We start from the raw sequence: 20,670 nt of genomic DNA on the forward strand, positions 1-20,670 counted from the left end.
CAAGAACCAACCGAATTGGTGTACCACGGGCCATGCCCACCCCGCTCCCCATCGCGCTCGACCGCTCGGCCAGGACGCCGCTCTCCGAGCAGATCCGCAGGGCGATTGCGGTGGCGATCGACAATGGCGTGCTGCTGCCGGGCGCCCGGCTGCCGTCGTGGATCGACCTCGCGGCACAGCTCGGCGTCGCGCGCGGCACCGTGCGGGCGGCCTATGAAAAGCTCGCCGACGCCCAGCACATCGTCTCGTCGAAGACGAACGGGACCACGGTCGCCGGCCGGCGGAAGACCGCAAAGCCGGACACACCGGTCGCTCCCGGATCGGTCGTCGAGATGTTCCAGGATCTGAGCGGCCAGGGCATCTTCCGGATGGGCGTCCCGGCGCAGGATTCGCTTCCCGCAAAGCTGCTGGCGCGGATTCGCGCCCGCGCCGTGCGCGCCGAATTGAGCGCGGTGACCCGCTACAGCGATCCGCGCGGCGAGCTCGAGCTGCGCCGCGAGATCGCCGGCCATCTGGCGATTGCGCGCGGGATCGAATGCTCGCCGGCGCAGATCGTGATCACGTCAGGCTTCAGCGGCGGACTTGGCCTCACGCTGCGGGTGCTCGGGCTCGAAGGCCGCCGCGCCTGGATGGAGGACCCGGGCTTTCCACTGACCCGAAAGGGACTCGAGCTGGCCCGGCTCGATCTGGTCCCGATCCCTGTCGACGACGCCGGCATCGACGTCGCCTATGGTATTGCGCATGCGCCCGATGCAGCGCTCGCCGTCGTGACGCCGGGACAGCAGGCCCCGCTCGGCCCACCGCTCTCGCCGGAGCGGCGCGCGCGGCTGCTCGACTGGGCCGCGCAGGCCGGAGGGTGGATCATCGAGGACGATTACCTCGGCGAGTTGCAGCTCGACGGGCGCGCCGCGCCGGCGCTGGCCTCGCTCGACCGGCAGGGCCGCGTGATCCATCTCGGCTCGTTCAGCAAGACGATTTCGCCGACGCTGCGGCTCGGCTTCCTGGTGGCGCCGGAGCCACTGGCGGCGCAGTTCGCCGACGTCGCGACGTGCCTGGCGCCGGCGCCCGGGCCGTCGGTGCAGCTCTCGACCGCCGAGTTCATGCGCGAGGGGCACTACATCCGGCACCTCCGGCGCACCAAGCGGGCCTATTGCGACAGCCGCGATGCGCTGACCGCGAGCCTGCGCGCCTTCACCAACGATGTGCGCGTGGCCGGCCTCGCCGTCATGCTGACGCTGCCGGACACCACCAATGATGTCGAGATCGCACGGCAGGTGCTGGCGCACGGGCTCGCGCCGGCGCCGCTGTCGCCCTGGTATAGCGCGCCGGAGCGCGCACAGTCCGGCCTGCTGCTCGGCATTGCGACCGTGCCCGATCGCGGCGTCCGCACCGCATGCAAGCGGCTGTTCGATGCGATCCGCAGCCCCGCTGCGCAGCCGCCGCGCCGCGTCAGAGCCCCGGCAGGCCGGTAAGCTTCAGGCTCAACGCGCGCAGGCGCTTGCGCGCATCCGCGTCATAGGCCTGCGGATGGGCGCGCGCCTCGCGCATGCCGTCGAAGAACAGCCCGCTCCGGTCAGCGACGTCGTCGCCGTGCACCAGATGCAGGATGGCGTCGCCGCCCTGCTCCACGGTCGACATCGGCGTGGCGCCGCTGATGCGCACCATGGTGGTGTTCATGTAAGTCGCCGGATGCAGCGAATTCACCGTCACACCCGTTCCCGCGAGCGCTTCGGCGAGATCAATCGTGAACATGATCTGCGACAGCTTGCTCTGCGCATAGGCGCGGCTGCCGCTGTAATTACGTGTGATCATCACATCGTCGAAATCGAGCGGGTGCTGGCCGATCGAGGCGACGTTGACGATGCGCGCCGGCGCGCTCGCCTTCAGCCGCGGCAGCAGAAGATGCGCCAGCAGGAAGCCGGCGAGATAGTTCACCGCAAAGCGCAGCTCGTGGCCGTCCTTGCTGGTCTGCCGCGCCGGGCCTTCGTTCTGCGAGCCGATGCCGGCGTTGCTGACCAGGACATCGAGGCGCTCCTGATCGTCGAGCACCAGCTGGGCGAACTCGCGGACCTCGGCGAGCGAGGACAGATCGGCCTGGTAGAACATCGGCTCCTTGCCGCTGACGCGCTTGATCTCGTCGCACAGCGTTTGCGCCCGCTTGGTATCGCGGCCGTGGATCAGAACCCGGGCGCCGCTGGATGCAAGCTTCATGGCGACGTAGCGGCCGACGCCGTCGGTGGAACCGGTGATCAGCACCGTCTTGCCTGCCATGTTCATTGCAACGATCTCCTTGCGTCACCGCCAAAGATAACCGCGCGGAACCGACTTTGCCATGGCGGGTCCGGCGCGAAAGACGCCTCGGTCCGCAGGATGGGTGCAGATTTGTCGCGCGGCCTGCGGTCGCGCGGCGCCGCGCCGCGCGTCAAGGTGGATGGGTTCTGCTATCGTCGGCGGCGACGACGAAGCGGGAACGAAATGTTTTCGATCATTTCGGACAGGATTTTGCGCAAAGCTCCCTCGCTGGAACCCTTCGGCATGCTCCTGATCTTCGGCGTGCTGACCGCACTGCCGATCATTCTCGCTACGCGCCTGGTTGAGCCCGCACTTGTCCTGCCCGCGCTCAGCCTGTTGTTGTTCGTGCAGGCAGCCGTCGCCGCCCTTGTCGCGCATCTGATTCACGCGCGGACCAGCGTGGCGAAGGTCAATCTGTGGGATTTTGCCGGCGCATTCACCTTCATGGGCGTTGCGGCGGCGATCCTCGGCGAGCCGGACCAGGCGGCGCTGTTCTTCGAGGAACAGGCGGCGCGGCGTCCGGAATAGAGCATGATCCGGAAAAGTGTGAAGCGGTTTTCCGAAGAGATCATGCTCAAACAAGAAACCAAGCGCGATGATCCCATCGCGCTTTGACCGTAAATCCCAGGCCGGGCCCCTCTGGCAGCCACAAGCTGCGATGTCGGACTGGAACGCAAGTTGGAGTGGCCCTGCTCGACCCTCGGCGCGACCTCGTGCCGTGGCGGATTTGCCGTTCGCGTGACGGCAACAACCAATTGAGTCGAATTGGATCCACTCCCCAGACCGCAAGGGGAGCCGACCCATGTCCGAACTATTCTCGCCCGACCTGTTCTCGCTCGATGCCCTCAGCGCGCTGCTGCAGGTCGTCCTCATCGATCTCGTGCTCGCCGGCGACAACGCCGTGGTGATCGGCCTGGCCGCCGCAGGCTTGCCCGAAAAGCAACGCACCAAGGCGATCCTGATCGGCATCGGCGCGGCGACCCTGCTGCGCATCATGTTCGCGGTCGCCACCACGCAGCTGATGCAGATCGTCGGCCTCCTGCTCGCCGGCGGCATCCTGCTGCTCTGGGTGTGCTGGAAGATGTGGCGCGAGCTCCGCGCGTCCGCTCACGAGTCCACCGCGGAACATAGCGCTGACGGCAAGGCGCCGCCGCGCAAGACCCTGTGGCAGGCCGCGACCCAGATCATCGTCGCCGACGTCTCGATGTCGCTCGACAACGTGCTGGCGGTCGCCGGCGCTGCGCGCGAGCAGCCGATCATCCTGGTGTTCGGCCTCGTGCTCTCGATCGCGATGATGGGCGTTGCCGCCTCGTTCATCGCGAACCTGCTGCAGAAGCACCGCTGGATCGCCTATGTCGGCCTCGCCGTGATCCTCTACGTCGCTATCGACATGACGGTGCGCGGCATTGCCGATGTCGCCCAGGTCGCGCCGGCGTGATCGCTCAGGCCGACTTCGGAATAATGGAAGAGTAACGGTGAGTTGCCCGACGTGTCAAGTGGCCGTCGAGCGCCGGCAGCCGCCGGCTACTTTGCATGGGGTTGTTTTCGCGGTTTGGCCCTGCGCTCCCTCCCCGCAAGCGGCAGAGGGAGCGCAGCGCCGTCGCGGAACTAGTGGATTTCCGCCGAGCGCTTCAGCGCCTCCTTCAGCTTCTCGAGCGAAAAGTCCTTGCTACGTGCGATCTCGAGGATTGGCGTTTCGCGGCGGCCGCACAGTTCGGCCGCTTCCGGCAGCTTCGCCGCCAGTTCATACGGGATCACGATCGCGCCGTGGCAATCGGCGTGGATCAGGTCGTCGGAACGCACCGTCATGCCGGCGACTCGGACCTCGCCGCCGAAGCTTTCGGCATGCACCCAGGCGTGCGACGGGCCGATCGAGCCGGCCAGCGCCTGGAAGCCAGGCGCCCATTGCGGGATGTCGCGGATCGAACCGTCGGTGATGACGCCGAGGCAGCCGAGCGCCTTGTGCACGTTGCTCTGCACCTCGCCCCAGAACGCGCCGTAGCCGACGTCGGGGCCGTCGATGTCCTGGATCACCGAGATGCGCGGACCGAAGCCGGTGCCGACATATTCGTAGTATTCGATGCGGCGCTTCGACTGCTCCTCGGCCGACAGGCCGGATTTCAGCACCGAGCGGATCGCGACGGTGCGGGCGTAGCCGACGATCGGCGGCAGCGTCGGGAACGGGCAGACCAGCGGCTTCACCGTGTAGCCGATCAGGCGGCGTTCCGGCGCCACGACCTCCATCGCGTTGCAGATCGTCGGCGTGTCATAGCGCGCCAACGCTTCGAGGACGGATGCGGGCAGCGGGGCGGAAGCGGATGTCGTCACGGCGTTTCTCTCCTGGTTTTCGGCGTTCGCGGGCCGGCTTCAGGCTATAGCCGAGATCGGGCGCCGACCCAACCGAGGCCCGCGAATGGCTGATATTTGGGAAGATGCGCGCCGCTCCCTCCCGTCATTGCGGGCGAAGCGAAGCAATCCATGGCCGCCGCATATGCGGAAAGATGGATTGCTTCGCTTCGCTCGCAATGACGTGGATGGTTGGTCGGGCGTGGATGCGGGCGCCACTCTCTCACCGTCACCCTGAGGTGGCCGCTTCTTCAGCGGCCCTCGAAGGGTCGACGGCCCCGACTGTGGCCGATTCATCCTTCGAGGCTCGCCCAGCAGCGCAATCGCGCTGCAAGGCTCGCACCTCAGGATGACGGGTTTGAGAGATGCTTCAGTTCAGCCTTGCCGGCCGATTGTCCTGATCCGTGGCCGTGGGCGACGGCGGAAAAGTCGACGCCGCCTCCGGCGCGGGCGCCACGGCAGCGGCGGTCTGCGCCGCAAGGCTGCGCTCGTGGTCGCGATAGGTCTTCCAGCCCCAGGGAAGGCTGATCAGATAGGCCACCGTGCCGGCCGAGAGGATGTGCCAGGGATAGCCGATCAGGAGCGCGACAAAGACCACGACCGCGACGAACACCGGCAGCACCATCTCCGGCGGCACCCGCATCTTCACCGTCTTGCCGGAAAACACCGGCAGCCGCGACACCATCAGGAATGCGATCAAGAGCGTATAGAACGCGGTCAGCGTCGCCGGCGGCATCGGCACACCGAGGAAGGCGAGATAGACCGGAAGCAGCACCGTGATCGCGCCGGCCGGCGCCGGCACGCCGGTAAAATAGTTGGCGGCGAACGCCGGCTTGTTCGGGTCGTCGATCGAGGCGTTGAAGCGCGCAAGGCGCAGGCCGCCCGAGATCGCGAACACCATCGCGGCGATCCAGCCGCCATTGTTGAGTTCGTGGAGCTGCCAGAAATACAGGATCAGGCCCGGCGCGACGCCGAAATTGACGAAGTCGGCGAGGCTGTCGAGCTCGGCGCCGAATTTCGACTGGCCCTTGATCATGCGCGCGACACGGCCGTCGATGCCGTCGAGGATCGCGGCGAACACGATCGCGGCGACCGCAAGCTCCATCCGCCCCTCGGTCGACAGCCTGATAGCAGTGAGGCCGGCGCAGATCGCCAGCAGCGTGATCATGTTCGGCACCAGCATGCGCACCGGGATCGGGCGGAACCGGCGGCGGCGATACTCGGGCGAGTTGGGGTCTGACGGCATCATGGTGATGTAATATAGCAAGCGCCGCGGCCCTCCGCCATTGCGGGCGGAACCGGCTGAGTTGGCTGGCAAAACAGAGTTAATCGGCGCGGAAGGTGCGGCCCGGGTCGGGGGCGCGGAAATCCGCCAGCACGGTCTCGCCGGCAACTGCGGTCTGGCCTTCGGAGACCAGCGCCTTGGTGCCCTCGGGGAAATAGACGTCGAGCCGCGAGCCGAAGCGGATCAGGCCAAAGCGTTCGCCGGCGCCGATCGACTGGCCTTCCTTGACGAAGCAGACGATGCGCCGCGCCACCAGGCCCGCGATCTGGATCACGCCGATGCGGCCGTTCGGCGTCGAGATCACCAGCGAGTTGCGCTCATTGTCCTCGCTCGCCTTGTCGAGCTCGGCATTGATGAAGGCGCCGGGCCGATAGGCGATGCGGTCGATGCGGCCGGCGACCGGCGCGCGGTTCACATGGCAGTTGAACACGCTCATGAAGATCGAGACCCGCGGCAACGGGCGGTCGCCGAGGCCGAGTTCGGCCGGCGGCAGCGCCTGCCCGACCATCGAGACGCGGCCATCGGCCGGCGACACCACGATGCCGTCGCGCACCGGCGTCACGCGCACGGGATCGCGGAAGAACAGCGCGCACCAGATTGTCAGCAGCGTGCCGAGCCAGCCGAGCGGGGTCCAGATCCAGAACAGGATCAGGCTCGCCAGCGCAAAGCCGCCGATGAAGGGATAACCCTCGGGGTGGATCGGCGGGATCTGCGCGCGGATGGAATTGGCGATCGACATCTGATCTCGCTTTGATCTCGCTGTGGTACCCCCGCCCCACTGGCGGCAGAGCGCCCTAGATCGACTATTCCGCGGCGGTCGGCAAGGGTTTCTCGCCCCGGTCAGCCGCGGAATCCTCGGCCGGTTCGGCGACCACCGGCGGCAGGCGGTTCGGCGCCGAGCCGTTGTCGTCGACTTGCGCCAGCCGTTCGCGGGCCGCCTCGGCCTCGCGCTGCCGGTTCCACATGCTGGCGTAGAGGCCGTCGGCGGCCAAAAGCCGCGCATGGGTGCCGCGCTCGGCGATCCGGCCCTGGTCCAGCACGATGATCTCGTCGGCGCCGACGATGGTCGACAGCCGATGCGCGATCACCAGCGAAGTGCGGTTGCGCGAGACCCGCTCCAGCGCGCCCTGGATCTCGTGCTCGGTGTGGCTGTCGAGCGCCGACGTCGCCTCGTCCAGCACCAGGATCGGCGGCGCCTTCAGCACGGTGCGCGCGATCGCCACCCGCTGCTTCTCGCCGCCGGACAGCTTTAGGCCGCGCTCGCCGACCTGAGTCTCGTAGCCCTGCGGCGACAGCCGGATGAAACCGTCGATCTGCGCCAGCCGCGCCGCCTCCTCCACCTCGTCGTCGCTGGCGCCCCAGCGGCCATAGCGGATGTTGTAGCGGATGGTGTCGTTGAACAGCACGGTGTCCTGCGGCACCATGCCGATCGCCGCGCGCAGCGAGGTCTGCGTCACTGCACGGATGTCCTGGCCATCGATCAGGATCCGGCCGCCAGAGACGTCATAGAGGCGGAACAGCAGCCGCGAGATCGTCGACTTGCCGGCGCCGGACGGACCGACGATCGCGACCGTCTTGCCTGCGGGCACCTCGAAACTGAGCCCTTTCAGGATCGGCCGGTCGTGTTCGTAGGAGAAGCGGACGTCCTCGAAGCGCACGCTGCCGGAAGACACGGCGAGCGGCTTTGCGCCCGGCGCGTCCTTCACCTCGGGATCGCGCGCCAGCACCTCGAACATCTTCTCGATGTCGATGATCGCCTGCTTGATCTCGCGATAGACCATGCCCATGAAATTCAGCGGCTGGTAAAGCTGAATCATCATCGAATTGATCAGCACGAAATCGCCGACGGTGTGGGTGCCGTTGCGGATACCGAACGCGCACATCACCATGGTCGCCGTGAGGCCCGCGGTGAAGATGAACGCCTGCCCGGTGTTGAGCACGGCAAGCGAGGTATAGGTCTTCACACTGGCCCGCTCGTAGCGCTCCATCGAGCGGTCGTAGCGCTTGGCCTCGCGCTCCTCGGCGCCGAAATATTTCACGGTCTCGTAGTTGAGCAGCGAGTCGATCGCCTTGGTGTTCGCCTCGGTGTCGGACTCGTTCATGTTGCGGCGGATCTCGATCCGCCATTCCGTCGCGACGTAGGTGAAGTACATGAACACGACGACGGTGAGCAGCACTGCCAGCACATAGCGCCAGTCGAACTGCCAGAGCAGCACCGCCGCCAGCAGCGCGACCTCGACGATGGTCGGGATCAGCTGCAAAATCACCATCCGCACAATGGTCTCGATCCCGCTGCGGCCGCGCTCGAGGATGCGGGTCAGGCCGCCGGTCTTGCGCTCGAGATGGAAGCGCAGCGACAATTCGTGCATGTGCACGAAGGTGATGTAGGCGAGCCGCCGCACCGCGTGCATGGCGACGCGGGCGAAGATGCCGTCGCGCCACTGCGTCAGCACCGCCATGATGATGCGCACCGCGCCGTAGCTGATCGTCATCAGCACCGGCGAGGCGATCAGCCACAGCAACCAGTCGGATGGCGCGACCGGCGCCGAGCCGGCGCCGTTCAGCGCATCAACAGCCCATTTGAAGGTGAACGGCACCGACAGCGTCGCGAGCTTCGCGAACAGCAGGAGGACCACCGACCAGACCACGCGCATCTTCAGATCGTCGCGATCGCCCGGCCAGATATAGGGCCAGAGATGGATAAGGGTGCCGAACAGCGTCGCCTTCTCGGCGGCAGGTATCGCAGCCGCCGGTGGCGCGACCGCGGGCTTGTCAGGTTGCGGCGGCGCCATCAGAAGCCCGCCCGCACCGGAACGGCGCGCCGGCCCGCCGCCACATCTTTTCCACTGTTTGCCATATTGCCCGTCATATAGATCGTTTGAATGCCGCGTACAGACTTGTGGCGAAAATTGTTCGCGATTCGCGGGAATTTACGGGATTTTTCGGCTCACCATCCCCATATGAGAGTCTTGCGCGGTTTTCGCTGCAGTGCCACAAGGATCGCATGAAACAAATCAAGACCGACCAAATCAAGACTGTCTGTGTCTATTGCGGCTCCGGCCCCGGTAACAATCCCCGCTTCGTTGAGGCTGCCATTGCGCTCGGCAAGGCGTTTGCCGAGAACAATGTCCGCCTGGTCTATGGCGGCGGGTCGGTCGGCCTGATGGGCGCGGTTGCAAGGTCCACGCTGGATCACGGCGGCTCGGTCACCGGCATCATTCCGGAATTCCTGCGGGCGCGCGAGAACGCGCTGACCACGGTGCAGGAGATGATCGTCACGCCCGACATGCATGAGCGCAAGCGGCTGATGTTCGAGCGCTCGGACGCGTTCGTGGCGCTGCCCGGCGGCGTCGGCACGCTGGAGGAACTGGTCGAGCAGATGACCTGGCAGCAGCTCGGCCGTCATCACAAGCCGATCCTGCTCGCCAACATCGACAACTTCTGGGAGCCGCTGCTCTCGCTCTTGAGCCACATGCGCACGACCGAGTTCATCCGCGGCACGCTGGACGTCAACGTGCTGATGGCCGACCGCGTCGACGAAATTTTGCCGAGGCTGCGTTCAGCGCTGGCGCGCACGCCGGAGGCCGCGAAGGAACTCGCGCCCGAAGTGGCGCGACGGCTCTGATCTTGGGTCTCTTAGGGCACGTTTCGTGCGATATCATCCCCGTCACCCTGAGGCGGCCGCTTGTTCAGCGGCCCTCGAAGGGTCGACGGCCCGGCTAGTGGCCGATTCATCCTTCGAGGCTCGCCGAAGAGGCGAGCACCTCAGGATGACGGGTGAGGCGCGCCGCCAAACTCACCTCACCCGCTCGGAAACGTCACGGCCTCGATGCGGTTGCCGTCGGGGTCGAGGACAAAGGCTGCGTAGTAGCGCACACGGTCGTGCGGGCGCAGGCCCGGCGCGCCGTCGGAGCGGCCGCCCGAGCTAAGCGCCGCAGCATGGAAGGCATCGACCTCGGCCGTGGTCTTCGCGCGCAGGCAGATGTGCGTGCCGCTTTCGTGCGGTACCTGCGCCATCGCGGCGCGCAGATTGATCCAGAATTCGGGATAGGCCTTGCCGAAGCCGATCGTCGCGGGACGCGTGACGAGGCGGCTCAAGCCGAGCGCGGCCAGCGCCGGTTCATAGAACCTCGCCGCGCGATCGAGATCGCGGACGCCGACGGAGACGTGGTCGATCATGTGTCCCTCTCTTCCTCGTCATTGCGAGGAGCGAAGCGACGAAGCAATCCATACATCCGACCATGCGGAACGATGGAACGCTTCGCTTCGCTCGCAATGACGGCCGTGCGCCGTTTACCGCCTCACGCCGGCGCGCCTGACTTCACCAGCTTGTAGAATACCGAATCCATCAGCGCTTGGAACGAGGCGTCGATGATATTCGGCGAAACACCGACCGTGGTCCAGCTCTCGCCGGTCTCGTCCGCGCTCTCGATCAAGACGCGCGTGACCGCCTCGGTGCCGCCATTGAGGATACGCACGCGGTAGTCGATCAGCTTCAGGCCCTCGATGTACTTCTGGTACTTGCCGAGATCCTTGCGCAGCGCGACATCGAGCGCGTTGACCGGGCCGTTGCCTTCGGCGGCCGAGATCAGCCGCTCGCCGTCGACATCGACCTTCACCACCGCGAGCGCCACCGTGACGCGCTGGCCATTGGCGTTGTAGCGCTGCTCGACGTTGACGTCGAACTGCTCGACCTTGAAATACTCCGGCACCTTGCCGAGCGTGCGCCGCGCCAGCAGGTCGAACGAGGCATTGGCGGATTCATAGGCAAAACCCGCGGCCTCGCGCTCCTTCAGCTCCTCGACCAGGCGGGTCAGCCGCGGATCGCTCTTGTCATAGGCGATGCCGGCGCGGTCGAGCTCGGCCATCACGTTGGAGCGGCCGGCCTGATCCGACACCAGCACCTTGCGGTGGTTGCCGACCAATTCCGGCAGCACGTGCTCATAGGTCTGCGGATCCTTCAGCACCGCGGAGGCGTGGATGCCGGTCTTGGTGACGAAGGCGCTCTCGCCGACATAGGCGGCATGGCGATTGGGCGCGCGGTTCAACATGTCGTCGAGCGTGCGCGACACCTTCATCAAGGTCGCCATCTTCTCCGCGGTGACGCCGATCTCGAACTTTTCGGCGAATTCATTCTTCAGCCGCAAGGTCGGGATCAGCGAGCAGAGATTGGCGTTGCCGCAGCGCTCGCCGAGCCCGTTCAGCGTGCCCTGGATCTGCCGCGCGCCGGCGCGCACCGCGGCCAGCGAATTGGCCACCGCCTGCTCGGTGTCGTTATGGGCATGAATGCCGAGATTGGCGCCCGGCACCTGCTTGGTCACGTCGTCGACGATGGTCTCGACCTCGTGCGGCATGGTGCCGCCATTGGTGTCGCACAGCACCACCCAGCGCGCGCCCGCGTCATAGGCCGCTTTCGCGCAGGCCAGCGCGTAGTCGCGGTTCTCCTTGTAGCCGTCGAAGAAGTGCTCGCAGTCGACCATGACTTCGCGGCCGAGCGCCTTTGCCGCGGCGACGCTGTCGCGGATCGATGCGAGATTTTCCTCGTTGGTCGTCTCCAGCGCGACGCGAACCTGGTAGGCGGAGGATTTGGCCACGAAGCAGATCGCATCCGCCTTGGCTTCGAGGATGCCGGCGAGGCCGGGATCGTTCGACGCCGAGCGGCCCGGCCGCCGCGTCATCCCGAAGGCGGTGAAGCGGGCATGACCGAAATCGGGCTTCTTGCTGAAAAACTCGCTGTCGGTCGGGTTGGCGCCGGGATAGCCGCCCTCGACATAGTCGATGCCGAGTTCGTCGAGCATCTTGGCGATGACCTGCTTGTCCTGCAGCGTGAAGTCGACGCCGTTGGTCTGCGCGCCGTCGCGCAGCGTGGTGTCGAACAGATAGAGGCGTTCGCGGCTCATGCGTGGCCTCCCGGGGGCGAAGGCGCCACAGCATCGAGCGTCTTCTGCATCGTGGTGTTGGCGAGCCATTCGTCGCCGACGGTGACGGTGTTACGCTGCTGCGGGACGTAGCCGCGCTTGCGGAAGAAATCGAGCGCGGTGTCGCTGGCGTCGACCTTCAGCTTCTTGGCGCCGCGGGCGCCTGCGATCTTCTCCAGCGCCTCGCACAGCGCGGCACCGACGCCCTGCCCCACCGCGCTCGGATGCACGTAGAGCATGTCGATCTGGTCGGTGCCTTTCAGCGAGGCGAATCCGACCGGCGATCCCTGCAGCGTTGCAATCAGCGTGAGCTGGCCGGCGAGCTTCTTGCCGAACGCAGCCTCATCCTCCGCAGCCTGCGCCCAGGCCTCCTGCTGCGCCTCGCTGTAGTCGTCGCCGGTCAGGTCCATGATCGAGGCCGCGAAGATCGCCGCCAGCAGCGGCGCATCCTCGGGCAGATAGGGGCGCAATGCGGGGGCGGAACGGCTCATCGCGCAACCTCCCAGGTGGTGCCTTCCTTGGAGTCCTTGATCACGACGCCCATCGCGGCGAGCTGGTCGCGGATGCGATCGGACTCCTTGAAGTCCTTTCGCGCCCGCGCCGCGGTGCGCTCGGCGATCAAGGCTTCGACGGCACTGGCATCGACGCCGCTCGCCTGCTGCTTGCGGCTCTTCCAGGCCGCAGCGCTCTCCGACAGGAAGCCGAGCATGCGGAGCGAGCCGGCAAGCTCCCTGCGGCTCGCTTCGCTGCTCGCCGACGCGTTGCGCAGGCCATGCAGCACGGCCATCGCCTGCGCCGTGTTGAGGTCGTCGGACAGCGCCTCGAGCATGGCCGGCGACGGCGCGCCGGGCTCGATGTCGGCCGCGACCGCATACCAGTCGTCGAGCGTCTTCGCGCTCTCCTCCGCGCTGCGCAAGGTCCAGTCGAGCGGCGAGCGATAGTGCGTCTTCAGCATCGCGAGTCGCAGCACCTCGCCCGGCCAATCGGCCAGGAGGTCGCGGATGGTGAAGAAGTTGCCGAGCGACTTCGACATCTTCTCGCTCTCGAGCTGGAGAAAGCCGTTGTGCATCCAGACGTTCGCCATGCGGTCGGAGTGGAACGCGCAGCAGGTTTGGGCGAGCTCGTTCTCATGGTGTGGAAACACCAGGTCGATGCCGCCGCCATGGATGTCGAACCTTTCGCCGAGATGCTTCCAGGCCATTGCCGAGCACTCGATGTGCCAGCCGGGCCGGCCCTCGACCGCGATGCCGGCCGGCGAAGGCCAGGACGGCTCGCCCGGCTTCGCCGGCTTCCACAACACGAAGTCGGTGTTGTCGCGCTTGTAGGGCGCAACATCGACGCGGGCACCGGCGATCATCTCGTCGAGCGAGCGTTTTGACAGCGCGCCGTAGCGCGGCAGCACCGAATTCGCGGCGTTCATCGCTTGCGGCGAGAACAGCACGTGGTCCTCGGCGACATAGGCAAAGCCGCCGGCGATCAACTTCTCGATGATCGCGCGCATCTCCGGGATGTGCTCGGTGGCGCGCGGCTGCACCGTCGGCGGCAAGCAGCCCAGCGCGGTGACGTCGCCCTGGTACTGCTGGTAGGTCAGCTCGGTGACCTTGCGGATCGCCTCGTTGAGCGGCACGCCGGGATAGTCCCGCGCCGCGCGCTCGTTGATCTTGTCGTCGACGTCGGTGATGTTGCGGACATAGGTCACGTGATCTTTGCCATAGCGATGGCGCAGCACGCGGAACAGCACGTCGAAGACAATGGCGGCGCGGCCGTTGCCGATATGGGCGAAGTCATAGACCGTCGGTCCGCAGGCATACATGCGGACGTTATTGGCATCGAGCGGCACGAACGGCCGCTTCTCCCGGGTCAACGTATCGTAAAGGCGCAGTTCCATAGGCCCATCCCTTGCGGCCGGGCGTCCAATGATCTCATGTCGATTGAGAAAAGACGGCCTCAGCCAGCGAATCGCTAGCTAATAATCTCGCGGCAAATGCTGCAGATGGCGAGGTGACCGTTCATGGTTCCACCTCTCTCACGGCCCCTCCATGGCGTCAAGGGGCTGTTTTTGGCGGTTTTGCCCGCCGATCCGGGCAAGCAAGATCGCGCCAGCCCCTCATGGTTAATCATTATTAAGCATTTGGGCGTATCTGGTGGCCGTGCAGATTCTCTCGCATTTCATTGGTGCCCCATGGGACGTTTTCAGGGACGTTTTTCAGCATTGATTGCCGGCGTATCCTTCCTCATCTCCTCGGCCGCGCTGGCCGACAGCCGCATCTTCATCATCGCCAACCAGGCCGACGGCTACGGCATCGACCAGTGTTTGGCGCGCGGCGACAAATGCGGGGCATCGGCCGCCCGCGCCTACTGCCAGTCGCGCGAATTCGCTCAGGCCACTAGCTACCGCCGGGTCGATCCCGACGAGATCACCGGTGCGGTTCCGCACGCCGCGAACCAGAAGTGCCACGGCAATGTCTGCGGCGAATACGTCGCCATCACCTGCCAGCGCTGAGCTCATATCGACCGCACCGGAAATCAGCCGCGCCGCTCGCGGCGAATTCGCCTCAAGCGGCTGGTCAGGCCGGGCTTTTTGCCACACCGGTGCCCCGGAAACGACGTGACGCTGCCCAGAGAACAGGCTATTGCAGGGCAGCCTTGGCCGCGCGCTTCGGCGTTGATCGCCGCGCGGCGTCGTTTTAATGGCCGGATATGCCCAAGACCTCCTATCGTCGCTTCTCCCGCTGGCTCCTGAGCTGCGCCGTGCTGGCCGGCATCGCCCTGCCCGCCTCGTACGCCTTCGCGCAGCAGCAGATGAATCCGCCGGGCCCGCCCGGTCCGCCGCCGCAGCAGCAGGCGCAGCCCAATCCGCTGTGCAGCCGGCTCGAGGGGCAGCTGGCGACGATCGACCGTGGCGGCGGCACCGGCGATCCGGCGCGTGACGAGCAGATCCGCCGCTACCAGGATGCCGCCACGCGGCAGCAGGGCGAGCTCGACCGCGTCACCGCGCAGGCCCGGCGCATGGGCTGCGACAGCTCCGGCTTCTTCTCGCTGTTCAACAACAACTCGGCGCAGTGCGGTCCGGTCAACAACCAGATCCAGCAGATGCGCGCCAATCTCGACCAGATGACCGCCAATCTCGAGCGGCTGCGCTCCGGAGGGCTCGGCGGTGCCGACCGCGAGAACCAGCGCCGCTCGGTCTTGACCGCGCTGGCGCAGAACAATTGCGGCCCGCAATACGCCGCCGCGGCGGCGCGCGGCCCCGGCAACTTCATTGAGAACCTGTTCGGCGGTGGCGGCAACAGCAACAACCCGCTGCCGCCGCCCGGCGCCGATTATGCCGGGCAGTCCGGCACCTTCCGCACCGTCTGCGTCCGCACCTGCGACGGCGCCTACTTCCCGGTCTCGTTCGCGACCTCGCCGGCGCGCTTCCCCACCGACGAGCAGGTCTGCAAGGCGCAGTGCCCCGCCACCGAGGCGTCGCTGTACGCCTATCGCAACCCCGGCGAAGACATCAACCAGGCGGTGTCGATCAGCGGCCAGCCCTACACCTCGCTGCCCAACGCGTTCAAATACCGCACCGAGTTCAATCCCTCCTGCTCCTGCAAGCCGGCCGGCCAGAGCTGGGCCGAGGCGCTGAAGGCGGTCGACGACAAGGCCGCGGTCGAGCAGCAGGGCGACATCGTCGTCACCGAGGAGAGCGCGCGGAAGATGCAGCAGCGCGCCCAGGAGCGCGCGGCGAAATCAGCGCCCGCCGGCAGCAAGAAGGGCGCCCCCACAACGGCGCAACAGCAGCCCGCGGCGGAGACGCCGCCTCCGGCTGCGCCCTCTGGCGGCGATGGCCAGATCCGCACGGTCGGACCGACCTTCATCCCGCCGAAGCAGTAGCTCACCCTTCAAACGCCTCCGCCGACGCGCGCGAGGTGCGCGTCACCAGCATCTCGTCGGGCGCCGGCAAAACCTTGCCGAAATCGCGAAAGCGGTTGGTGATGGGATAGCGGCGGTCGCGGCCAAAATTTTTGCGCGTGACCTTGACGCCGGGCGCGGCCTGCCGCCGCTTGTATTCGGCGATGTTGAGCAGCCGATCGATGCGGGTCACGACGTCGCGGTCGAAGCCGGCGGCGATGATATCGGCCAGCGGCTCCTCGCGCTCGACCAGACGTTCGAGGATCGCATCCAGCATGTCGTAGGGCGGCAGCGAATCCTGGTCGGTCTGGTTCTCGCGCAACTCCGCGGTCGGCGGCCGCGTGATGATATTGGTCGGGATCACCTCGCCCGACGGCCCGAGCGCGCCGTCCGGCTTCCAGGAATTGCGCAAGCTGGACAGCCGGAACACCTCGGTCTTGTAGATGTCCTTGATCGGGTTGAAGCCGCCGTTCATGTCGCCATAGAGCGTGGCGTAGCCGACCGACATTTCCGACTTGTTGCCCGTGGTCACCACCATGGCGCCGGTCTTGTTGGAGATCGCCATCAGCAGCGTGCCGCGGGCGCGCGCCTGCAAATTCTCCTCGGTGATGTCGCGCTCGAGGCCGGTGAACACCGGCGCCAGAATCCTCTCGAACCCGTTCACGGCATCGGCGATCGGCAGCACCTCGTAGCGGATGCCGATCGCGGCCGCGAGCTTGGCGGCATCGTCGAGCGAGACCTGCGCGGTGTAGCGGAACGGCAGCATCACGCCGCGCACCTTGTCGGCGCCGAGCGCGTCGACTGCGATCGCGGCGCACAGCGCGGAATCGATGCCGCCGGAAATGCCGAGCAGCACGCCCGGAAAGCCGTTCTTGCTGACATAGTCGCGCAGGCCGAGCACGCAGGCGGCGTAGTCGGCCTTGTCGCCCTCGAGCTGCGGCGCGATCGGCCCGTTGCAGCGCCAGCCGTCCGCGGTCTTGCGCCAGAGCAGCGTCGTGATGTTCTCCTCGAATGCCGGCAGGTGCGCCGCCACCGAGAGATCGGCGTTCAGCGCGAACGAGGCGCCGTCGAAGATCAATTCGTCCTGGCCGCCGACCTCATTGAGATAAACCAACGGCAGCCCACTCTCGGTGACCCGCGCCACCACGATCGAGAGCCGGAGATCGGCCTTGTCGCGCGCATAGGGCGAGCCGTTCGGCACCACCAGGATCTCGGCGCCGGTCTCGGCCAGGCACTCGACGACGTTCTCGTATTCCTCCGACTCCTCGAGCCAGATGTCCTCGCAGATCGGCACGCCGATGCGCACGCCGCGCACCGTCACCGGGCCCGGCGCCGGGCCGCGCGCGAACAGCCGCTTCTCGTCGAACACGCCGTAGTTCGGCAGATTGGCCTTGAAGCGCAGCGCGGCGATGCGGCCGCCGTCGAGCAGCGCGCAGGCATTGTAGAGCTTGTCGTCCTCGACCCAGGGCGTGCCGATCAGCATCGCCGGCCCGCCGTCGGCGGTCTCGCGCGCCAGCTGCTCGATCTCGGCCCGGCAGGCCGCCTGGAACGCCGGCTTCAGCACCAGATCCTCCGGCGGATAGCCGGCGATGAACAGTTCCGAGAGCACCACCAGATCGGCGCCGGCCGCTTTCGCCGTCTCGCGTGCGGCGCGCGCCTTGGCGGCGTTGCCGGTGACATCGCCGACCGTCGGGTTGAGCTGCGCCAGGGTGATCTTGATCTGTTGTTCGCTCATAACCTTATGTTGTCCTTCGCAACCGCAAACTTCAATCGCCTTCCGGTCATGGTGCGATTGCAGAAATCGCCCGGGGAGCGTCAAGGTACGAGCTCTGCTCTGGGATCATCGCCGAGTTTTGGCCAAGTTTGGTCGTCCGGACAGGCGATCGGCGGCGAACATCGGGATTACCACCCTTGGTACTCCCCTTTGCCCGGCGCCATCGCGTCGGCCGCTGCACGTCAGAACGCCCCCATGCGTTCGGCGACGGCGAACAGCCAGAACAGCCCGGCCATCACCAACGCGACGCCGACCGCGGCCGAGCCCATGTCCTTGACCCGCCCAATCTGCGGGTCGTGATCCATGGTGAGGCGGTCGGCGAGCTTCTCGATCGCGGTGTTGAGCAGTTCGATCACCAGCACCAGCACCACGGTCGCGACCAGCTCGACCCGGCGCATCACGGTGGCGCCGGCCAGCCAGGCCAGCGGCACCGACAGCACCAGCGCCACCACCTCCTCGCGGATGGCCTGCTCCGAGCGGAGGGCGAACGCCAGTCCGTTGCGCGAGTTGATGGTGGCCCGCCAGAACCTCAGCAAGTCACAGCCCCCAAATCACAATCCCGCGGCGGCCGGCATCGGTTTGGCCTTGCCGGCGCGCTCCTGCTTGAGCAGCTCGGCGATCAGGAAGGCCATGTCGATCGACTGTTCGGCGTTGAGGCGGGGATCGCAGGCCGTGTGGTAGCGGTCGTTGAGGTCCTCGTCGGTGATGGCGCGGGCGCCGCCGATGCACTCGGTGACGTCCTGCCCGGTCATCTCCAGATGCACGCCGCCGGCATGGGTGCCCTCGGCGGCATGGATCGCGAAGAACGACTTCACCTCGGACAGCACGCGGTCGAACGGCCGGGTCTTGTAGCCCGACGTCGAGGTGATGGTGTTGCCGTGCATCGGATCGCACGACCACACCACGACACGGCCCTCGCGCTGCACGGCGCGGATCAGGCCAGGGAGATGGTCGCCGACCTTGTCGGCGCCGAAGCGGTTGATCAAGGTCAGCCGTCCCGGCTCGTTGTCGGGGTTGAGGATGTCGATCAGCTTCAACAGCTCGTCCGGCTTCAGCGACGGGCCGCACTTCAGCCCGATCGGGTTCTTGATGCCGCGGAAATATTCGACATGGCCGTGATCGAGCTGCCGGGTGCGGTCGCCGATCCAGATCATGTGGCCGGAGGTCGCGTACCAGTCGCCGGTGGTGGAATCGACCCGCGTCATCGCCTGCTCGTAGCCGAGCAGCAGCGCCTCATGGCTGGTGTAGAAATCGGTGGCGCGCAGCTCGGGATGGCTCTCGAGGTCGAGGCCGCAGGCGCGCATGAAGTTCAGCGCATCCGAGATGCGGTCAGCCAGCTCCTTGTAGCGGCGGGACTGCGGCGAGTCCTTGAGGAAGCCGAGCATCCACTGGTGCACGCTGCCGAGATTGGCAAAGCCGCCGGTGGCGAAGGCGCGCAGCAGGTTCAGCGTCGCCGCCGACTGCCGATAGGCCATCAGCTGGCGCTGCGGATCGGGAATGCGGGCTTCCGGCGTGAACGCGATGTCGTTGACGATGTCGCCGCGATAGCTCGGCAGCTCGACGCCGTTCTGCTTCTCGGTCGGCGACGAACGCGGCTTGGCAAACTGCCCGGCGATGCGGCCGACCTTCACCACCGGCAGCGCGCCGGCATAGGTCAGCACCACCGCCATCTGCAGCAGCACGCGGAAGAAGTCGCGGATGTTGTTGGCGCCGTGCTCGGCGAAGCTCTCGGCGCAGTCGCCACCCTGCAGCAGGAAGGCCTCGCCGGCGGAGACCCGCGCCAGCGCTTTCTTCAGGTTGCGGGCCTCGCCGGCGAACACCAGCGGCGGAAAGGTCGCGAGCTGGGCTTCGACATCGGCCAATGCCTTGGCATCGGGATAGTCGGGCACCTGCAGCACCTTCTTGGCGCGCCAGCTATCGGGTGTCCACCGCTCGGACATGAGGTCAACTCCTGAGCAAAAACCGCAACTTGATCGACGGGAAAGCCCGGCTTATACACAGCCGCCCCCTCCCCCGCCAGAACCAATTCCGGCAATTCCGTCAAGCTCTTGCAGGAACGGCCGAACTCGCATTTGCTGGACCATATCATGAATGCCGGGGGAAATGCCGTGGCCGGGGCGGCGCTGGACGACGTTTTTAGCGACGACATCGTGGTGCCCGCGGTCGACGGCCACCCGCTCGGCGCCACGCTGTTCCTGCCCCGCGGCGCCAAGCGCCGCGCCGTCCTGATCAATTCGGCGACCGCCGTGCCCCGAAAGGTCTATCGCGGCTTTGCCGGTTACCTCGCCCGCCGCGGCGCGGCGGTGCTGACCTACGACTACCGCGGCACCGGCGACAGCCGGCCGAAGGCCAAATCGCTTAATGGATTCAAGGCCGACATGGCCGACTGGGCCGCGCTCGACGTCACCGCCGCCGTGCGCTGGATGCGCGAGCGCTACCGCGATCTGCCCTTCGCCTATGTCGGCCATTCCTTCGGCGGCCAGGCACTCGGGCTGCTTGCCGACAACGCCGAGATTCCGCGCGCGCTGCTGGTCGCCTCGCAGGCCGCCCATTGGAAGCTGATGGCCTCGCCCGAGCGCTACCGCGTCGTTGCCTTCATGACCGGCGTCGGCCTGCCGCTGACCCGCCTGCTCGGCTACCTGCCGGGCTGGGCCGGCCTTGGCATGGAGCTGCCGAAGGGCGTGTTCGAGCAATGGACGCGCTGGGTGCTGCGCGAGCGCTATCTGCTGGATGATCCCGCGCTCGCTGCGCGCGAAAACTTTCCGAAGTTTCGCGGCAAGCTCCGCGCCCTTGTCATGACCGACGACACCTGGGCGACCCGCCCCGCGGTCGAACTGCTGTGCTCGGCGTTTACGTCCGTGACGCCAGAGATCATCTCGATCCGCCCGGCCGACGCCGGTGTCAAAGCGATCGGCCATCTCGGCTTCTTCCGCAACGAACACCGCGACACGCTGTGGCGCAGTGCGGCGGAATGGATCGAGGCGGAGGGGTAGTGCCAATCTCTCAACCGTCATTGCGAGCGAAGCGAAGCAATCCACGGTTCGGCACATGCGGAGCGATGGATTGCTTCGTCGCTTCGCTCCTCGCAATGACGCATCAAGCCGCATCCTCGATGTCATCACCCGCGCAGGCGGGTGATCCAGTATTCCAGAGACGGTCGT

Annotated in this window: 19 protein-coding genes; 7 read left to right on the forward strand and 12 right to left on the reverse strand. The window is 66.6% G+C overall.

Annotation, left to right across the window (positions count from 1 at the left end; genetic code table 11):
* Nucleotides 1–32: 32 nt before the first annotated feature.
* Nucleotides 33–1,472, forward strand: coding sequence for a MocR-like pyridoxine biosynthesis transcription factor PdxR (pdxR, locus tag CI41S_RS21540; RefSeq protein WP_139861482.1), 1,440 nt, complete (start codon nt 33–35; stop codon nt 1,470–1,472).
* Here the strand turns inward: pdxR and CI41S_RS21545 are convergent.
* A complete protein-coding gene (locus CI41S_RS21545) occupies nt 1,450–2,277 on the reverse strand; it encodes an SDR family NAD(P)-dependent oxidoreductase (protein ID WP_139861483.1) in 828 nt (275 codons plus the stop codon). The genes pdxR and CI41S_RS21545 overlap by 23 nt on opposite strands.
* Before the next feature lie 105 nt (nt 2,278–2,382).
* Between CI41S_RS21545 and CI41S_RS21550 the strand changes: the two genes are divergently transcribed.
* Together CI41S_RS21550 and CI41S_RS21555 are read left to right on the forward strand one after the other, a co-directional pair.
* Complete coding sequence (locus CI41S_RS21550; protein WP_244626620.1) at nt 2,383–2,820, forward strand: hypothetical protein; 438 nt, start codon at nt 2,383–2,385, stop codon at nt 2,818–2,820.
* A gap of 274 nt (nt 2,821–3,094) precedes the next feature.
* Nucleotides 3,095–3,730 carry a TerC family protein gene (locus CI41S_RS21555; protein ID WP_139861484.1) on the forward strand — a complete coding sequence of 212 codons (636 nt, stop codon included), beginning with the start codon at nt 3,095–3,097 and terminating at the stop codon, nt 3,728–3,730.
* Between the two features lie 170 nt (nt 3,731–3,900).
* Here CI41S_RS21555 and CI41S_RS21560 read toward each other — a convergent pair whose 3' ends face one another.
* The 4 genes from CI41S_RS21560 to CI41S_RS21575 all read right to left on the reverse strand — a co-directional run bounded on the left by CI41S_RS21560 (nt 3,901) and on the right by CI41S_RS21575 (nt 8,715).
* The gene (locus tag CI41S_RS21560; RefSeq protein WP_139482697.1) at nt 3,901–4,620 is read right to left on the reverse strand and encodes an RraA family protein; all 720 of its coding nucleotides are present in this window, start codon (nt 4,618–4,620) and stop codon (nt 3,901–3,903) included.
* A 388-nt stretch (nt 4,621–5,008) separates the two neighbouring features.
* Complete coding sequence (gene pssA, locus CI41S_RS21565) at nt 5,009–5,884, reverse strand: CDP-diacylglycerol--serine O-phosphatidyltransferase (protein ID WP_139862095.1); 876 nt, start codon at nt 5,882–5,884, stop codon at nt 5,009–5,011.
* A 79-nt stretch (nt 5,885–5,963) separates the two neighbouring features.
* Complete coding sequence (locus CI41S_RS21570) at nt 5,964–6,776, reverse strand: phosphatidylserine decarboxylase (protein WP_283813135.1); 813 nt, start codon at nt 6,774–6,776, stop codon at nt 5,964–5,966.
* A complete protein-coding gene (locus CI41S_RS21575; RefSeq protein ID WP_172628125.1) occupies nt 6,727–8,715 on the reverse strand; it encodes an ABCB family ABC transporter ATP-binding protein/permease in 1,989 nt (662 codons plus the stop codon). The genes CI41S_RS21570 and CI41S_RS21575 overlap by 50 nt, the downstream gene beginning before the upstream one ends.
* A gap of 212 nt (nt 8,716–8,927) precedes the next feature.
* On the opposite strand from CI41S_RS21575, the gene CI41S_RS21580 reads away from it, so the two are divergent.
* The gene (locus CI41S_RS21580) at nt 8,928–9,548 is read left to right on the forward strand and encodes an LOG family protein (RefSeq protein WP_139861486.1); all 621 of its coding nucleotides are present in this window, start codon (nt 8,928–8,930) and stop codon (nt 9,546–9,548) included.
* Nucleotides 9,549–9,724: 176 nt separating this feature from the next.
* Here the strand turns inward: CI41S_RS21580 and CI41S_RS21585 are convergent, their stop codons facing one another.
* The 4 genes from CI41S_RS21585 to cysS all read right to left on the reverse strand — a co-directional run bounded on the left by CI41S_RS21585 (nt 9,725) and on the right by cysS (nt 13,729).
* Nucleotides 9,725–10,102, reverse strand: coding sequence for a VOC family protein (locus CI41S_RS21585; protein WP_139861487.1), 378 nt, complete (start codon nt 10,100–10,102; stop codon nt 9,725–9,727).
* A 122-nt stretch (nt 10,103–10,224) separates the two neighbouring features.
* The gene (gene cimA / locus CI41S_RS21590; RefSeq protein ID WP_139861488.1) at nt 10,225–11,823 is read right to left on the reverse strand and encodes a citramalate synthase; all 1,599 of its coding nucleotides are present in this window, start codon (nt 11,821–11,823) and stop codon (nt 10,225–10,227) included.
* Nucleotides 11,820–12,332: a GNAT family N-acetyltransferase gene (locus CI41S_RS21595; RefSeq protein WP_139861489.1), complete on the reverse strand. Its 513-nt coding sequence runs from the start codon at nt 12,330–12,332 to the stop codon at nt 11,820–11,822. Before CI41S_RS21595 ends, cimA begins: the two co-directional genes overlap by 4 nt.
* Nucleotides 12,329–13,729, reverse strand: a complete 1,401-nt coding sequence (gene cysS, locus CI41S_RS21600) for a cysteine--tRNA ligase (protein ID WP_139861490.1) — start codon at nt 13,727–13,729, stop codon at nt 12,329–12,331. Before cysS ends, CI41S_RS21595 begins: the two co-directional genes overlap by 4 nt.
* Before the next feature lie 294 nt (nt 13,730–14,023).
* Between cysS and CI41S_RS21605 the strand changes: the two genes are divergently transcribed.
* Both CI41S_RS21605 and CI41S_RS21610 read left to right on the forward strand, forming a co-directional pair.
* Entirely contained in the window at nt 14,024–14,344 is a 321-nt protein-coding gene (locus CI41S_RS21605) for a hypothetical protein (protein ID WP_139482808.1), read from the forward strand.
* A gap of 197 nt (nt 14,345–14,541) precedes the next feature.
* Nucleotides 14,542–15,717, forward strand: coding sequence for a DUF2865 domain-containing protein (locus CI41S_RS21610; protein ID WP_139861491.1), 1,176 nt, complete (start codon nt 14,542–14,544; stop codon nt 15,715–15,717).
* 1 nt (nt 15,718) lies between these two features.
* Here the strand turns inward: CI41S_RS21610 and CI41S_RS21615 are convergent, their stop codons facing one another.
* The 3 genes from CI41S_RS21615 to CI41S_RS21625 form a co-directional block, all read right to left on the reverse strand.
* Nucleotides 15,719–17,470 (reverse strand): NAD+ synthase, encoded by a 1,752-nt coding sequence (locus tag CI41S_RS21615; protein WP_139861492.1) that lies wholly within the window; start codon nt 17,468–17,470, stop codon nt 15,719–15,721.
* Nucleotides 17,471–17,691: 221 nt separating this feature from the next.
* Nucleotides 17,692–18,045 (reverse strand): diacylglycerol kinase, encoded by a 354-nt coding sequence (locus tag CI41S_RS21620; RefSeq protein ID WP_139861493.1) that lies wholly within the window; start codon nt 18,043–18,045, stop codon nt 17,692–17,694.
* Between the two features lie 15 nt (nt 18,046–18,060).
* Nucleotides 18,061–19,449, reverse strand: coding sequence for a class II 3-deoxy-7-phosphoheptulonate synthase (locus CI41S_RS21625; RefSeq protein ID WP_139861494.1), 1,389 nt, complete (start codon nt 19,447–19,449; stop codon nt 18,061–18,063).
* 147 nt (nt 19,450–19,596) lie between these two features.
* Here CI41S_RS21625 and CI41S_RS21630 point away from each other — a divergent pair, with 147 nt between their 5' ends.
* Nucleotides 19,597–20,502 carry an alpha/beta hydrolase family protein gene (locus CI41S_RS21630; protein ID WP_139861495.1) on the forward strand — a complete coding sequence of 302 codons (906 nt, stop codon included), beginning with the start codon at nt 19,597–19,599 and terminating at the stop codon, nt 20,500–20,502.
* The last annotated feature ends 168 nt before the right edge of the window (nt 20,503–20,670 follow it).

Source organism: Bradyrhizobium ivorense (assembly GCF_900696085.1).
GTDB lineage: Bacteria > Pseudomonadota > Alphaproteobacteria > Rhizobiales > Xanthobacteraceae > Bradyrhizobium > Bradyrhizobium ivorense.

Coding starts and splice junctions, on each gene's coding strand:
- CI41S_RS21625 (WP_139861494.1), bottom strand. CDS start 19,449: ATGTCCGAGCGGTGGACACCCGATAGCTGGCGCGCCAAGAAGGTGCTG.
- CI41S_RS21615 (WP_139861492.1), bottom strand. CDS start 17,470: ATGAGCGAACAACAGATCAAGATCACCCTGGCGCAGCTCAACCCGACG.
- CI41S_RS21585 (WP_139861487.1), bottom strand. CDS start 10,102: ATGATCGACCACGTCTCCGTCGGCGTCCGCGATCTCGATCGCGCGGCG.
- CI41S_RS21605 (WP_139482808.1), top strand. CDS start 14,024: ATGGGACGTTTTCAGGGACGTTTTTCAGCATTGATTGCCGGCGTATCC.
- cimA (WP_139861488.1), bottom strand. CDS start 11,823: ATGAGCCGCGAACGCCTCTATCTGTTCGACACCACGCTGCGCGACGGC.
- CI41S_RS21595 (WP_139861489.1), bottom strand. CDS start 12,332: ATGAGCCGTTCCGCCCCCGCATTGCGCCCCTATCTGCCCGAGGATGCG.
- CI41S_RS21630 (WP_139861495.1), top strand. CDS start 19,597: ATGAATGCCGGGGGAAATGCCGTGGCCGGGGCGGCGCTGGACGACGTT.
- CI41S_RS21575 (WP_172628125.1), bottom strand. CDS start 8,715: ATGGCGCCGCCGCAACCTGACAAGCCCGCGGTCGCGCCACCGGCGGCT.
- CI41S_RS21545 (WP_139861483.1), bottom strand. CDS start 2,277: ATGAACATGGCAGGCAAGACGGTGCTGATCACCGGTTCCACCGACGGC.
- CI41S_RS21610 (WP_139861491.1), top strand. CDS start 14,542: ATGCCCAAGACCTCCTATCGTCGCTTCTCCCGCTGGCTCCTGAGCTGC.
- pdxR (WP_139861482.1), top strand. CDS start 33: ATGCCCACCCCGCTCCCCATCGCGCTCGACCGCTCGGCCAGGACGCCG.
- CI41S_RS21580 (WP_139861486.1), top strand. CDS start 8,928: ATGAAACAAATCAAGACCGACCAAATCAAGACTGTCTGTGTCTATTGC.
- cysS (WP_139861490.1), bottom strand. CDS start 13,729: ATGGAACTGCGCCTTTACGATACGTTGACCCGGGAGAAGCGGCCGTTC.
- CI41S_RS21555 (WP_139861484.1), top strand. CDS start 3,095: ATGTCCGAACTATTCTCGCCCGACCTGTTCTCGCTCGATGCCCTCAGC.
- pssA (WP_139862095.1), bottom strand. CDS start 5,884: ATGCCGTCAGACCCCAACTCGCCCGAGTATCGCCGCCGCCGGTTCCGC.